This is a genomic window from Erwinia sp. 009765445, from assembly GCF_058137865.1.
The window spans coordinates 1-14,792 of record NZ_JBYUWC010000021.1; the positions used below are offsets into that span (position 1 = coordinate 1).

The following is a 14,792-nucleotide window of genomic DNA, read 5'->3' on the forward strand; positions in this document are numbered from 1 at the left end:
CCACGGGAATATATACGCAGGAAGTTATCGCAACCGTAAGAGAGAAAAGACGTCTGGATATATAGGGTCAAATCCAGTAAATGCCTTTGCTGTATCCGAATGGCGTGAAAGCAACGTCATCTGCTGCTGTGCCCAGTCGTACAGTGACTGCATCAGCGGTGCGGTTCTGGCTCTTCTTACTTCCAGCCGAGTCTCTGCCGGACTTCCACGGATCTCCGCTTCGATGGCATACAGTTCACCGATGCGCCTCAGCGCTTCGGTGGTGATGGACGTCGGTATCCGGACATGAATGTCGTGGATTTTTCGCCGGGCATGCGCCATGCAGGCCGCTTCCGTAATACGGCCATCTTCGTAAAGCGCATTGTAGCCACCGTACGCATTCGCCTGCAGGATACCGCTGTACCCGGCAAGATGCTGCTGCGGATGTGTGCCCCTTCGGTCCGGCGAGTAAGCGAACCAGACTGCCGGCGGCAGCTGCGACCCGGCGTTGCGGTCATCCCGCACGTAGACCCACAGCCGGGCCGTGCGGGTTTTGCCGCTGCCCGGCTCCTGCACCGGCACCGGGATATCGTCGGTATGCACCTTGCCCGGCATCAGCACATACTGGCGCAGCAGGTCGTACAGCGGCGTCAGCAGTTCGCTGACCGCACCTGACCAGCGGCTGAGGGTGGCCCGGGTAAGTTCATTAGAAGGCCCTGTTGCAAATATCAGGCAGGGTTCTTTCGCATTAAGGGCAGCAGGGTGTCAAAAAATCCGTAATTGGCTGTTTTTTATGCAGCCAGAAGATAAAACTGTTCTGCCGGGGACAAACCGTCCCCGTGCTGATGCTCAAGCTGCCCTTTGCGTGGCATGTGGATGTTTTCGATACCCGTCAGGATAGTCTGTGCCCGCCGGAAAAATTTGAACCCCGTCATCAGTTTTATCCGGCGTTTAATGTTGCGGTGGTTCTGCTCCTCCAGGTTGTTCAGATACTTACTCTGCCTGACCTTAATACAGTTATCCTTCTCCCTGCCGGCATTCAGCTCTGCGAGGACAGCGGTGTTTGCTCCGCTTTTATCAGTGGTCACCACTTCAGGTTCGCCGTGCTGGCGGATGGCCTTGCGGAATAAACGTAAGGCGGCAGCCGCATCCCGCTTCGCGGTCAGCAGGAAATTAATGGTCTGCCCGGTAGAGATACTTCCACTGGCCCTTCACTCTGATATACGTTTCGTCCATTAGCCATCGTCCGGAGGGACGCCGTTTATAACGATGAAAAATCTTATCCAGAAGCGGTACCATGCGGATAACCCCCGGTGCAGGGGGAGTGGTCAACGATGACGCCACGCTCTGCCATTATCTCTACGTTGCCCAGCAGCCTGCTGCCGCTGAAAACGCGCGTATTTATTGATGACTTTATGGCATGGTTGAAAGCGCGGTAGCAGAACAGTTTTAAACTGCCGTTTATGTCATAAATCTGTAATATTTCGTACATTTTACTGTCACTAAACTGTCCTATTTTGCCTCCAGCAGCAATCATTATTCATACAAAAACGGCATAAAGCCTGACTTTTAATCCCCTGGAGGGAACATGACACTGATGCAAAAAACCGTGGCTCAATGTGTAGCTGTAGCCCTTTCTCTGACCGCTGTTTCCGCGTTCGCGGCCACTAACCTGACTGGCGCAGGCGGTACCTTCCCGGCTCCTGTTTATAACAAGTGGGCGGCAGTGTACAACACAGCTACCGGAGCACAGGTTAACTATCAGGGTATCGGTTCTTCCGGCGGCGTTAAGCAGATTATCGCTAAAACCGTCGACTTTGGTGCGTCAGATGCGCCGCTGAAAGATGAAGATTTGCAGAAAAACGGCCTGTTCCAGTTCCCTACCGTGATCGGTGGCGTGGTACTGGCTGTTAACATCCCAGGCATCAAATCTGGCCAGCTGATTCTGGACGGTAAAACCGTTGGTGACATCTACCTGGGCAACATCAAAAAATGGAACGACCCGGCAATCACCAAGCTGAACCCGGGCGTGAAGCTGCCTGACAGCAACATCAACGTGGTTCGCCGTGCTGACGGTTCTGGCACCTCTTTCGTGTTCACCAGCTACCTGGCAAAAGTGAACAGCGACTGGAAGAGCAAAATTGGTGTGGGCAACACCGTCAACTGGCCAACCGGTCTGGGCGGGAAGGGTAACGACGGCGTGGCCGCTTTCGTTCAACGTCTGCCTGGTTCAATTGGTTACGTAGAATACGCTTACGCCAAGCAGAACAGCCTGGCTTACACCAAGCTGGTAGATGCTGATGGTAAAGCCGTAGAGCCAAGCGAGAAGAGCTTCAGCAACGCGGCGAAAGGCGCAAACTGGAGTGAATCTTTTGCTCAGGACCTGACTTTCCAGAAAGGTGCTGATGCATGGCCAATCTCTTCCGCCACCTTCATTCTGGTGCAGAAAGAGCAGGCTAATGCCGAGAAGGGCGCAGCAGTTCTGAAGTTCTTTGACTGGGCGTACAAAAATGGTGGCAAAACCACTAACAGCCTGGACTACGCTTCCCTGCCAGATTCCGTGGTTGAGCAGATCCGTGCCGCCTGGAAAACCAACGTGAAAGACAGCTCAGGTAAAGCCCTGTACTAAGCTGATGTAGGGGCCGGATTATCCGGTCCTTGCTTTCGGGCGGCAGAGATGCCGCCCTTACACTTTCAATATCGAGAATTCTATGGCTGCAACCAAGCCGACATTTAAAGCCCCCGGTAAGCAGGGTGACATCATTTTCGGTGCGCTGGTCAAACTGGCTGCGCTGATTGTGCTGTTGCTGCTTGGTGGCATTATTGTTTCGCTCATTTTCTCCTCCTGGCCCAGCATTCAGAAGTTTGGCTTCTCCTTCCTGTGGACCAAGACCTGGGATGCTCCCAATGAACAATTTGGTGCGCTGGTTCCGATTTACGGAACGATCGTCACTTCCATCATTGCGCTGATTATCGCCGTACCGGTCAGTTTCGGCATCGCTCTGTTCCTGACGGAACTGGCGCCAAACTGGCTGCGCCGCCCTCTTGGCGTGGCGATTGAGTTGCTGGCGGCTATTCCCAGCATCGTCTACGGCATGTGGGGCCTGTTTATCTTCGCTCCACTGTTCGCGACTTATTTCCAGACCCCGCTGGGCGACCTGATGTCGAACATTCCAATCGTTGGCGCGCTGTTCTCTGGCCCGGCGTTTGGTATCGGGATCCTCGCTGCCGGGATTATCCTGGCGATTATGATCATTCCTTACATCGCCTCAGTGATGCGTGACGTTTTCGAACAGACGCCGGTGATGATGAAAGAGTCCGCTTACGGCATCGGTTGTACCACCTGGGAAGTGATCTGGCGCATCGTGTTGCCGTTCACCAAAAACGGGGTGATTGGTGGCGTGATGCTGGGCCTCGGTCGCGCTCTCGGGGAAACCATGGCGGTGACCTTTATCATCGGTAACACCTACCAGCTCGACAGCGCTTCGCTGTTTATGCCGGGCAACAGTATTACCTCCGCGCTGGCCAACGAATTCGCCGAAGCGGAATCCGGTGTTCATACTGCCGCGTTGATGGAGTTGGGCCTGATCCTGTTCGTGATCACCTTTATCGTGCTGGCCTGTTCCAAGCTGATGATCCTGCGACTGGCGAAAAGTGAAGGAGCGCGCTCATGACCACCATGGAAATGCAGGCTCGCGCCGAACTGGAAGCCTCACGCCGCAAAATGCAGGCGTGGCGTCGGTTTAAAAACCGGATTGCCCTGACCCTTTCGCTGCTGACCATGGCTTTTGGTCTTTTCTGGCTGGTTTGGATCCTCTGGGCAACCGTCACCCGTGGTTTTGACGGCATGAGCCTGTCACTGTTCACCGAAAATACTCCACCACCTAATACCGCAGGCGGTGGTCTGGCAAACGCCATTGCCGGTAGTGGTCTGTTGATCCTCTGGTCAACGGTAGTCGGTACGCCGCTGGGCATTATGGCGGGGATCTATCTGGCGGAGTACGGCCGTAAATCCTGGCTGGATGAGGTGATTCGTTTTATCAACGATATCCTGCTCTCTGCGCCCTCTATCGTGGTGGGACTGTTTGTTTACACGCTGGTGGTGGCACAGATGCAGCACTTCTCTGGTCTGGCCGGAGTGGTTGCGCTGGCGTTGCTGCAAATTCCTGTCGTGATCCGCACCACTGAGAACATGCTCAAACTGGTGCCGGACAGCCTGCGTGAAGCGGCTTATGCGCTGGGAACGCCGAAGTGGAAGATGATTTCAGCGATCACCCTGAAAGCCTCGGTCTCCGGTATCCTGACCGGTGTGCTGCTGGCGGTGGCGCGTATTGCCGGGGAAACGGCTCCGCTGCTGTTCACCTCGTTGTCGAACCAGTTCTGGAGCACCGATATGATGCAGCCACTGGCTAACCTGCCAGTGACCATCTTCAAATTCGCCATGAGCCCGTTTGCCGAATGGCAAAGCCTGGCCTGGGCGGGCGTGCTGCTGATTACCGTCTGCGTGCTGCTGCTGAATATTCTGGCGCGCGTGATTTTTGCTCGGAGCAAACATTAATTCAGAAGCGCGGCTGCGGCGGCGCAAATAAGCGAGAAAGAGAATGGCTGACAACACTTCCAGTAAGATGATTCAGGTTCGTGATTTGAACTTCTATTACGGGAAATTCCATGCGCTGAAGAACATCAATCTGGATATTGCCAAAAATCAGGTGACGGCTTTTATCGGCCCGTCAGGCTGTGGAAAATCCACCCTGCTGCGTACCTTTAACAAAATGTATTCTCTCTATCCTGAGCAGCGCGCAGAAGGCGAAATCCTGCTGGATGGCGAAAACATTCTGACCGCAAACAAGGACATTGCCCTGCTGCGTGCCCGTGTTGGCATGGTCTTCCAGAAGCCCACGCCGTTCCCGATGTCGATCTACGACAACATCGCCTTCGGGGTGCGCCTGTTTGAAAAGCTTTCCCGTGCCGATATGGACGAGCGTGTACAGTGGGCGTTGACCAAAGCCGCACTCTGGACCGAAACTAAAGATAAACTGCATCAGAGCGGATACAGTCTCTCTGGTGGTCAGCAGCAGCGCCTCTGTATTGCCCGCGGGATTGCCATCCGCCCTGAAGTGCTGCTGCTGGATGAGCCGTGCTCGGCGCTGGACCCGATCTCTACCGGGCGTATCGAAGAGCTGATCACCGAACTGAAGCAGGATTACACCGTGGTTATCGTGACGCACAACATGCAGCAGGCTGCACGCTGTTCCGATCACACGGCCTTTATGTATCTGGGCGAACTGATCGAGTTCAGCGATACCGACACGCTGTTCACCAAACCGCACCAGAAGCAAACCGAAGACTACATTACCGGCCGCTACGGTTGATTTGACTGGAGAATACGATGGATAACCTGAATCTGAATAAACATATCTCCGGGCAGTTCAACGCCGAGCTGGAGCATATCCGAACCCAGGTTTTGACCATGGGCGGGCTGGTGGAGCAGCAGCTGACTGACGCCATCATTGCGATGCACAATCAGGATGGCGAGCTGGCACAGCGGGTGATCGACGGCGACCAGAAGGTCAATATGATGGAAGTGTCGATTGATGAAGCCTGCGTGCGCATCATCGCCAAACGCCAGCCAACCGCCAGCGACCTGCGCCTGGTGATGGCAATCATCAAGACCATCTCAGAACTGGAACGCATTGGTGACGTGGCAGAGAAAATCAGCCGCACCGCGCTGGAGAAATTTGGTCAGCAGCATCAGCAACTGCTGGTGAACTTGGAGTCTCTGGGATACCACACTATCCAGATGCTGCATGACGTGCTGGATGCGTTTGCGCGTATGGACCTGAGCGCTGCAGTTGAGATTTACCGGGAAGACAAGAAAGTTGACCAGGAATATGAGGGTATCGTGCGTCAGCTGATGACTTATATGATGGAAGACCCGCGGACCATCCCGAGCGTACTGACCGCGCTGTTCTGTGCCCGTGCCATCGAGCGTATCGGTGACCGCTGCCAGAATATCTGCGAAATCATCTTCTACTTCGTGAAGGGGCAGGACTTCCGTCACGTTGGCGGCGATCAGCTGGACAAGCTGCTGACCGGCGACGACGGTATCGACAACCCTCCAGCCTGATCCCCGGCAGGCCAGGTTCGCCTGGTCTGCTGCTCCTCTCGCGCTTTCGCCGATCCGACATCACTATTTTATGGCCTGTTAAAGTTCTGAAACATATACTTGCCGCACTTTTATTTCAGGCAGGGATTTCTTATGACCACTCAGACGCCGAAAAAAGGCGCCACGCCCGGCAAAGCGATGCTGGCGGCCGTCAGCGGTTATGCAATGGACGGCTTCGATCTTCTTATTCTCGGCTTTATGCTGCCGGCAATCAGCGTTTCGCTGGCGCTGAATCCTTCTCAGGCCGGATCGCTGGTGACCTGGACGCTGATTGGTGCCGTGATCGGCGGAGTGGTCTTTGGTCATCTCAGCGATCGTCTGGGCCGCATTCGTGTGCTGACCTTCACCATTCTGATGTTCTCAGTCTTTACCGGCCTGTGCGCAGTGGCACAGGGCTACTGGGATCTGCTGGCGTACCGTACGCTGGCGGGTGTCGGGTTGGGCGGCGAGTTTGGTATTGGCATGGCGCTGATTGCAGAAGCCTGGCCTGCCAACAAGCGTAACCGCGCTTCAGCCTGGGTCGGCATCGGCTGGCAACTGGGTGTGCTGCTGGCAGCATTTATCACCCCGTTACTGCTGCAGCATATTGGCTGGCGTGGCATGTTCCTGGTCGGGCTGCTGCCGGCACTGGTCTCTTTTGCTATTCGCCGTGGCATGGGCGAGCCGGAAGAGTTCACCCGCCATGTGGATGTGAACCAGGGGCTTTCATTTACTGCGCGGATCAGGTTGCTGTTTAAGGACGCGGCGACGGCCAAAGCCAGCCTGGGGATTTTTATTCTCTGCTCGGTGCAGAACTTTGGTTATTACGGCCTGATGATCTGGATGCCAAGTTATCTCTCCTCTAACTTTGGCTTCTCGCTGACCAAATCCGGCCTGTGGACGGCGGTGACGGTGATCGGCATGACCTTCGGCATCTGGTTGTTTGGCGTGCTGGCCGACCGTTTTGCCCGCTGGAAAATCTTCCTACTGTATCAATTTGGCGCGGTGATTATGGTGGTGGTTTATGCGCAGCTGCGCGATCCAACAGTGATGCTATTTACCGGCGCAGTGATGGGGATGTTTGTTAACGGCATGATTGGCGGCTACGGCGCGCTGATTTCGGATACCTATCCGGGACAGGCAAGGGCAACCGCGCAGAACGTCTTGTTTAATCTTGGACGGGGAGTGGGAGGTTTTGGCCCGCTGGTGATTGGCCTGCTGGCCGCGAATTACTCGTTTGTGGCGGCTATCACCCTGCTGGCGCTGATCTACCTGCTGGATATTGTTGCCACGCTGTTCCTGCTGCCGAAGAAGCAGGGGAACGAGGATTCGCTGGGCGCGATTGGCTGAAGCTGGTGATGGGATGGGCCGGATAAAGATACAACCGCCACCTGGATTACAGATCTGACCGGCCATACAGGTAACACTTCTTCTGATCGATCCGGATGATACTTTGCTTAGCTCTGTCGTAGTAAGCAAGTATCATCCTGTAAAGGGCGAGTTTAGCCGCCCTGCGGGTTTCAGCCTGTAATATTCCAGCCCCGCGCCTGCCACAGAGCGGGCAGCTGCGCCAGCTCGGTAAAGGTGGTCACCAGAGGATGTTCCAACGGCTTGTTGTGCGCATCTGCGCAGAAGTAAAACACCGGAATACCGGCAGCAATCCCGGCTCTGGCACCCGCTTCAGAATCATCAATCAGAATGCACTGCTCAACCGGCACACCCATTGCCTCAGCGGCGTGAAACATCAGCTGCGGGTCGGGCTTCCAGCTGTTAATGTCATAGCCGCTGTACAACCGCTCCTCAAACCAGGGAAGCATCCCTGTCAGCCCCAGAGAATGCTGCATTTTGCCGACGGTGCCGTTCGACACCACGCACATTGGCACGGTGATTTTCTCCAGCAGCGCCTTCGCACCGGTAATCGGTTGTAGCTGCTCGTCAAACAGGCGGGCTACCTCCTTACGATAAGCAGGTTCCAGCTCTTCCTTCGTGGCGCTCAGGCCGTGCTCAGCACAAACCTCCGCAATGATGTCATACAGCTTGACGCCTTTGTACTTTTCGAACATCTCCTGCAGTGACAGCTCTGCGCCAAACAGCGCAAACGTATTGACGTAGGCCTGGGTACAGAGCAGTTCGCTGTCGACCAGCGTCCCGTCACAATCAAAAAATACACAGCTTACTGACATGGGCTCATCCTTAATGTTTACACGTCCTCCCACTTTACTTCACTGACACTGAAATGCGACCCGGAAATGTCAATTCCAGTTAGCGGTAGCGATCTCCCGGTAAAAACAGCGCAATCGGTTGCGAAAAAACCGCCGGGTAGTCTGGCAAATTAATATTTATAGGTTAGGATAGCCGACGATAACTTTTCTCCGTTTTGGAATTCATAATGAACAATTCAGGTCTACTGCAGCGGATCTTCAAATTACAGGAACACGGCACAACGGCACGTACCGAAGTGATTGCTGGTTTCACGACTTTCCTGACGATGGTCTATATCGTTTTCGTGAACCCGCAGATCCTCGGCGCTGCCGGAATGAACACCCAGGCGGTGTTTGTCACAACCTGTCTGATTGCCGCATTCGGCAGTATTCTGATGGGGCTGGTGGCTAACCTGCCTGTCGCACTGGCTCCGGCGATGGGGCTGAATGCGTTCTTTGCCTTTGTGGTGGTGGGTGCTATGGGCATCTCCTGGCAGGTAGGCATGGGCGCAATTTTCTGGGGTGCCATGGGTCTGTTGCTGCTGACGCTGTTCCGCGTACGTTACTGGATGATTGCCAATATTCCGGTCAGCCTGCGCGTGGGGATCACTGCCGGTATTGGTCTGTTTATTGCGATGATCGGCCTGAAAAATGCCGGGATTGTTGTGCCAAATAAAGACACGCTGGTGGCTGTGGGTGACCTGACCTCACACAGCGTGCTGCTGGGTGCACTGGGCTTCTTCATTATCGCCATTCTGGCTTCCCGTAATATTCACATCGCGGTGCTGGTCTCTATCGTGGTCACCACGCTGATTGGTCTGGCGATTGGTGACGTGAAGTTTGGCGGCGTGTTCTCAGCCCCGACCGGGATTACATCGGTGCTGGGCCAGGTGGACTTGGCGGGTTCGCTGAACATCGGTATGGCGGGGATTATCTTCTCCTTTATGCTGGTTAACCTGTTCGACTCTTCCGGTACGCTGATTGGCGTGACCGACAAAGCAGGCCTGACCGACGAGAAAGGGACTTTCCCACGCATGAAGCAGGCGCTGTTTGTGGACAGCATCAGCTCGGTCGCCGGGGCTTATATCGGCACCTCTTCGGTGACCGCTTATATTGAGAGTTCTTCAGGTGTTTCTATCGGCGGGCGTACCGGCCTGATGGCGGTGGTGACCGGCATTCTGTTCCTGCTGGTGATGTTTCTGTCACCGCTGGCGGGCATGGTTCCGGCTTATGCTGCAGCAGGCGCGCTGATTTATGTTGGTGTGTTGATGACTTCAAGCCTGGCGCGTGTGAAGTGGGATGATCTGACCGAAGCCGTTCCTGCCTTTGTGACCACTGCAATGATGCCATTCAGTTTCTCAATCACCGAAGGGATCGCTCTGGGCTTTATCTCTTACTGTGTAATGAAGCTGGGCACCGGCCGCTGGCGTGAAATCAGCCCTTGCGTGGTGGTTGTGGCGCTGCTGTTTGTGCTGAAGATTGTCTTTATCGACGCACACTAAGTGATGATTCAGGCCGGAGCACTCCGGCCTGATTCCGTTCAAAGTCTTTCTCAGGCGTGCAGGGATTTTTCAGGTGGCAGACTGGTTAAACGCAGCGTGCGTGGCCCCATGCTATGTGTGTGAGTCTGAATGTCCTGCAACCGCCGCCAGTTTTGACTGCCGTCAAACTCCCATAAATGCAGCCGTTCACTGGCCGGTGCCAGCGCACAGGACCAGATGATTAGCGTTTCCACGTCAGAAATCGCCTGAAGGTCCGGACAGAGAGCCGAGCGGAGCCGTCCTGAGGCCGGGTGCAGCTGCAGAGAAGCACTGTCTGATGCTTCACCGGTTAATTTCAGCACGCTCTGACGTAGCGCCCAAAGCTGAGTTGCGGCTTCATCGGGGTCAGCCTGTGCCCGGATCCATGCTTTTTCACCGGAAGAGATGTCTCTGGAGTGCAGCTCCAGGGTCTGGCGGCTGTGCGCACGGACTATCTCCATTCCCAACCCGGCACGACTGCCTTCTTCCGCCAGCAGGACGCCCACGATATTACCGGCATAGCCGATGCTGAAATCCGGCAGGGTGCCATCGGCAAATTGCGGTCGGCCGGTGCTGTCAGCGATCACTTCGGGAAGCTGCACTATGCCGTAAACACGCCACATCAGCTCAGCCAGCAGCGTACGTGAGGCAAGATAGCGGATCTGGCGTCGTTCCGGGAGTGCACGGGCATAATCCACTGTCTGCAGAGAGAGTCGGTGTACCGGGACGCTGGAATCAGTCAGGGTCCAGCGAGCAAAATGACTTGCCATCTGTCGCTCCGTGAAAATGGTCGAAAAATCACCCCGGTATTGTAAGAATTTTCTTAAGAAATATCACGCAGGTTTACCGTTTTTGCTGACAAATTCGGACTAATATCATCCTGAGCACAAGGGCTGGATGACCCCTGCGGAGAGCGGTGGCTGAAGTGGCGCTCACCCTTTAAATTAATAACATGGAAATAACATTTTTTTTACTTTATCGCAGGACAGCCTGGTTAATATTCGGAAGGCGACGAAACTGACAAGGCCAAATACGCTATTACCAGCAACAGTCAGGCCAATATTTCCATCAATAGTGCCGGTCATCATGACCGGCAAAATAGATATCTCTGATGACGATAAATTATGTGTTTGGGATAAAACTTTGCAGCATACCGTCCAGCAAGCTTTGATCATTTTCGTCGAAGGCCGAAACTTTTGACAGGCTGAAAACCAGCACATCTTTATCACCAATCACAAATACGGCCTGTTTCTGCCACAGGCGGTGTTCTGGCTGCCGCAAAAAACTGAAAGTAATCTCTTGCCCGGGAATGCGGCCTTCCCCCAGAAAGATCTGCTTGCGGGGTTCTTGTTCCCAGCCGACCATTTTAGCGATCAGTTGCTGGTACTGTTCATCGAGGTAGTCATCTAATGTTTGATTATCAGAGAGTTTATCGCGGGAAATGTTAATACCAGGCTTGTTTGAAATGTCATCGATAAGCGCATGCACCGTGCGATCGATATAATTTTCCGGAAGAATTATCTTTCCTTCATTGAAGGTGTAATGGCTATTGTTGTTCATAATGTCCTTATATGTTTAACAGGCTCCAGAAAGGTCATTCAGGAGAACCGTATTCCTTTCAGTTGCCCGGCTCTTGAGGCGCTGAGTTAATATCCATGGCAGGATTGCAATGAGCCGCCAGACGGCCATTGCTTGTGCTCTGAGTCTGTCAGATTATATTCGTTCCGTCCAGAGAGTGACATGGCGCGAAAGAGGTTATCGATTATTTTTTTATTCTTAAGATTCTTAAAAAAAATATCCGGGGTCATCAGGGGCGACGGTTTGTATTTTTGTAACCGTCACCCGACCTGAAGATTATTTTCCGATGCAAAAACTGGAGAAGATGCGGCCCAGAAGATCATCAGAGGTGAACTCACCGGTGATCTCGCTCAGGCATTGCTGTGCCGCCCGCAGCTCTTCGGCCAGCAGTTCGCCCGCCCGTGCGCCCAGTAACTGCTCTTTACCCTGCAGTAAGTGAGTGGATGCTAACTCCAGAGCCTGCAGATGGCGACGACGAGCCAGGAAGCCACCCTCCATATTCCCGGCAAATCCCATGCTGGCTTTCAGGTGGTTGCGCAGCAGGTCCATTCCTTCGCCAGTCCGGGCAGAGAGGCGAATAAGTGAGTGACCATTCACTTCTGTCATGCCCAGCGTCTCACCTGTGACATCAGCCTTATTCCGCACCACCGTAATCGGCAGCGTGGCGGGAAGGCGGGCAATAAAATCTGGCCAGATGGCAGCAGGTTCGGTTGCCTCAGTGGTTGTGCCATCGACCATAAACAGTACCCGGTCAGCCTGTTCAATTTCATTCCATGCACGCTCAATACCAATCCGTTCGACTTCGTCACTCGCTTCCCGCAGTCCGGCAGTATCGATGATGTGCAGTGGCATACCGTCGAGATGAATATGCTCACGCAGGACGTCACGGGTGGTTCCGGCGATATCCGTCACGATGGCCGCTTCACGCCCGGACAGCGCGTTCAGCAGGCTGGATTTACCGGCATTGGGGCGACCGGCTATCACCACCTTCATGCCTTCACGCAGCAGGCTGCCCTGGCGTGCTTCGGCACGTACGCCGTCGAGGTCGGCAATCACCTGATTCAGCTGGGCCTCGATTTTGCCGTCTGACAGGAAGTCTATTTCCTCATCCGGGAAGTCGATGGCAGCTTCCACATAGATTCGCAGGTGAGTGAGTGCTTCCACCAGGGTGTTCACCCGCAGAGAAAATGCGCCCTGCAGGGAGTTCAGGGCTGAGCGAGCCGCCTGTTCTGAGCTGGCATCGATCAGGTCTGCAATGGCCTCAGCCTGAGCCAGATCCAACTTGTCATTCAGGAAGGCACGCTCAGAGAATTCGCCCGGACGGGCAATGCGCACGCCAGCTATGGCCACAATGCGTTTGAGCAGCAGGTCGAGAATTACCGGGCCGCCGTGTCCCTGCAACTCCAGCACGTCTTCGCCGGTAAAGGAGTTCGGGCCAGGGAACCATAGCGCTATCCCCTGATCCAGCGTGGTGTTGTCGGCATCACGGAACGGCAGATAGTCGGCGTAGCGGGGTTTTGGTAACTTGCCCAGCAGGATCTGGGCCACTTCGGCGGCTTTCGAACCGGAAACGCGCAGAATGCCTACACCGCCACGGCCTGGCGGGGTCGCCTGGGCGACGATGGTCTCGCTATGATTCATGTTTAACTCTCACTCAGGCAAAAAATAAGGCGGTCATCTGACCGCCTTATTCTAAAGGGTTGTTTGCGGTTAATCGCGCAAATTACGCTTTCTTCTTGTCGCGGCTGTGCAGGCCACGTTTTTCCAGGCCGCGATAAATCAGCTGCTGCTGGATAATGGTCACCAGGTTACTGACGATGTAGTACAGCACCAGGCCTGACGGGAACCACAGGAAGAATACGGTAAAGATCACCGGCATAAAGGTCATGATCTTCTGCTGCATCGGGTCGGTCACGGTGGTTGGCGACATCTTCTGAATGAAGAACATCGTGATACCCATCAGGACCGGCAGGATGTAGTACGGGTCCTGCGCAGACAGGTCATGGATCCACAGGATGAACGGCGCATGACGCAGTTCAATGGAGCCCATCAGCATGTAGTACAGGGCCAGGAAGATTGGCATCTGGATAACCAGCGGCAGACAGCCACCCAGCGGGTTCACTTTTTCTGCCTTGTACAGCGCCATCATCTCCTGACTCATGCGCTGCTTATCTTCACCTAACCGCTCACGCATAGCCTGAATCTTGGGCTGCAGCATGCGCATTTTCGCCATGGAGGTGTACTGCGCTTTGGTCAGCGGGTACATGATGCCACGAACGATAAAGGTGATGACGATAATGGAGAAGCCCCAGTTACCGATAAAGCTGTGGATAAACTTCAGCAGTTTGAACAGCGGCTGAGAGATAAACCACAGCCAGCCGTAGTCTACGGTCAGGTCGAGGTGAGGCGCGATGGCCGCCATCTTGTCCTGAATTTCCGGTCCAACCCACAGGGTGGCAGCCAGGTTCTGCTGTGAACCCGCAGCGATGGTCACCGGTGCAGATTTGTAGCCTACTGCCGCCACGCCATTACCCAGGTTGCTGGTATAAAGGGTGTTGGTGCCTTCGGTGCGAGGAACCCACGCAGTGGCGAAGTACTGCTGAAGCATCGCCACCCAACCATTGTTGGTGCTGACGTTCAGGTTTTCGTTATCACTGATTTTGTCGAACTTGTACTTCTCGTAGTTGCTCTCACTGCTGGAGTAAGCCGCACCACGGAAGGTGTGCAACGCAAAGTTATTGCTGCCGGTATCACGATGCTTAGGCAGGTCGATGGTCTGCTTCAGCTGACCAAACATCGCCACTTCCAGCGGCTGCTGGGTGGTGTTGTTAACTTGATAATCGACGCCGATCGCAAAATCACCGCGCTTCAGCACGAAGGTTTTGGTATAGGCTACGCCGTTTTCAGCAGTGTAAGTCATCGGGATACGCAGTTCGCTCTGTCCTTCCGCCAGCTCATAACTATCCTGAGTGGTGGTGAACAGCGGGCGAGCGCCGTTAGCCGGGTTATCCGGGCCGTTGCGACCGGTCAGACCGCTCTGAGCTTGATACAGAAAATCTGGGGTGGTTTCGAGCAGCTGGAATGGCTGTGAAGAACCCATTTTGTCCGGGTAAGTCAGCAGATGTGCCTGCTCAATATCGCCACCGCGGGTATTGATCTGTAAAGACAGCACGTCAGTCTTAACGGTGATCGTTTTGCCCTGGCCGCTGGCAGGTACGCCCTGATTGGCGGCATCACCGTTTACTGTCGTGTTTTGCGTGGTCTGGGTTTGCTGTGGCTGCGGAGCGTGGTCCGTCTGCCAGGCTTGCCAGATCATAAAAGACACGAACAGAAAAGCGATGAGAAAAAGATTGCGTTGCGAATCCATCG

General features: G+C 54.5%; 12 protein-coding genes and 2 pseudogenes. 7 read left to right on the plus strand and 7 right to left on the minus strand.

The annotated features are described in order from the left end of the window. Positions 1-78 precede the first annotated feature (78 nt). A pseudogene (gene tnpC, locus AC3Y5R_RS20050) lies at positions 79-684 on the minus strand (IS66 family transposase); the annotation flags it as partial. Between the two features lie 86 nt (positions 685-770). Continuing rightward, positions 771-1,278: pseudogene (locus AC3Y5R_RS20055) on the minus strand (IS6 family transposase). 289 nt (positions 1,279-1,567) lie between these two features. Between AC3Y5R_RS20055 and pstS the strand changes: the two are divergent. The 6 genes from pstS (at position 1,568) to AC3Y5R_RS20085 (ending at position 7,474) form a co-directional block, all read left to right on the plus strand. After that, entirely contained in the window at positions 1,568-2,608 is a 1,041-nt protein-coding gene (gene pstS, locus AC3Y5R_RS20060) for a phosphate ABC transporter substrate-binding protein PstS (RefSeq protein WP_489922789.1), read from the plus strand. 82 nt (positions 2,609-2,690) lie between these two features. Continuing rightward, complete coding sequence (pstC, locus tag AC3Y5R_RS20065; RefSeq protein ID WP_489922790.1) at positions 2,691-3,653, plus strand: phosphate ABC transporter permease PstC; 963 nt, start codon at positions 2,691-2,693, stop codon at positions 3,651-3,653. Next, the gene (pstA, locus tag AC3Y5R_RS20070) at positions 3,650-4,537 is read left to right on the plus strand and encodes a phosphate ABC transporter permease PstA (protein WP_489922791.1); all 888 of its coding nucleotides are present in this window, start codon (positions 3,650-3,652) and stop codon (positions 4,535-4,537) included. The genes pstC and pstA overlap by 4 nt, the downstream gene beginning before the upstream one ends. A gap of 43 nt (positions 4,538-4,580) precedes the next feature. Continuing rightward, on the plus strand, positions 4,581-5,351 hold the full coding sequence (pstB, locus tag AC3Y5R_RS20075; protein ID WP_489922792.1) for a phosphate ABC transporter ATP-binding protein PstB: 771 nt from the start codon (positions 4,581-4,583) through the stop codon (positions 5,349-5,351). Between the two features lie 17 nt (positions 5,352-5,368). Beyond that, the gene (gene phoU, locus AC3Y5R_RS20080) at positions 5,369-6,106 is read left to right on the plus strand and encodes a phosphate signaling complex protein PhoU (protein ID WP_489922793.1); all 738 of its coding nucleotides are present in this window, start codon (positions 5,369-5,371) and stop codon (positions 6,104-6,106) included. A gap of 132 nt (positions 6,107-6,238) precedes the next feature. Further along, a complete protein-coding gene (locus AC3Y5R_RS20085; protein WP_489922794.1) occupies positions 6,239-7,474 on the plus strand; it encodes an MFS transporter in 1,236 nt (411 codons plus the stop codon). 170 nt (positions 7,475-7,644) lie between these two features. Here AC3Y5R_RS20085 and yieH read toward each other — a convergent pair whose 3' ends face one another. Beyond that, complete coding sequence (yieH, locus tag AC3Y5R_RS20090) at positions 7,645-8,307, minus strand: 6-phosphogluconate phosphatase (protein ID WP_489922795.1); 663 nt, start codon at positions 8,305-8,307, stop codon at positions 7,645-7,647. Between the two features lie 206 nt (positions 8,308-8,513). Between yieH and AC3Y5R_RS20095 the strand changes: the two genes are divergently transcribed. Then, the gene (locus tag AC3Y5R_RS20095; RefSeq protein ID WP_489922796.1) at positions 8,514-9,827 is read left to right on the plus strand and encodes an NCS2 family permease; all 1,314 of its coding nucleotides are present in this window, start codon (positions 8,514-8,516) and stop codon (positions 9,825-9,827) included. A gap of 50 nt (positions 9,828-9,877) precedes the next feature. Here the strand turns inward: AC3Y5R_RS20095 and AC3Y5R_RS20100 are convergent, their stop codons facing one another. The 4 genes from AC3Y5R_RS20100 to yidC form a co-directional block, all read right to left on the minus strand. Beyond that, a complete protein-coding gene (locus AC3Y5R_RS20100; RefSeq protein WP_489922797.1) occupies positions 9,878-10,615 on the minus strand; it encodes a 4'-phosphopantetheinyl transferase family protein in 738 nt (245 codons plus the stop codon). A 352-nt stretch (positions 10,616-10,967) separates the two neighbouring features. Next, positions 10,968-11,405, minus strand: coding sequence for a DcrB-related protein (locus tag AC3Y5R_RS20105; protein WP_489922798.1), 438 nt, complete (start codon positions 11,403-11,405; stop codon positions 10,968-10,970). A gap of 294 nt (positions 11,406-11,699) precedes the next feature. Then, positions 11,700-13,064, minus strand: coding sequence for a tRNA uridine-5-carboxymethylaminomethyl(34) synthesis GTPase MnmE (gene mnmE / locus AC3Y5R_RS20110; protein ID WP_489922799.1), 1,365 nt, complete (start codon positions 13,062-13,064; stop codon positions 11,700-11,702). An 82-nt stretch (positions 13,065-13,146) separates the two neighbouring features. After that, the gene (yidC, locus tag AC3Y5R_RS20115) at positions 13,147-14,790 is read right to left on the minus strand and encodes a membrane protein insertase YidC (RefSeq protein WP_489922800.1); all 1,644 of its coding nucleotides are present in this window, start codon (positions 14,788-14,790) and stop codon (positions 13,147-13,149) included. Positions 14,791-14,792 lie beyond the last annotated feature (2 nt).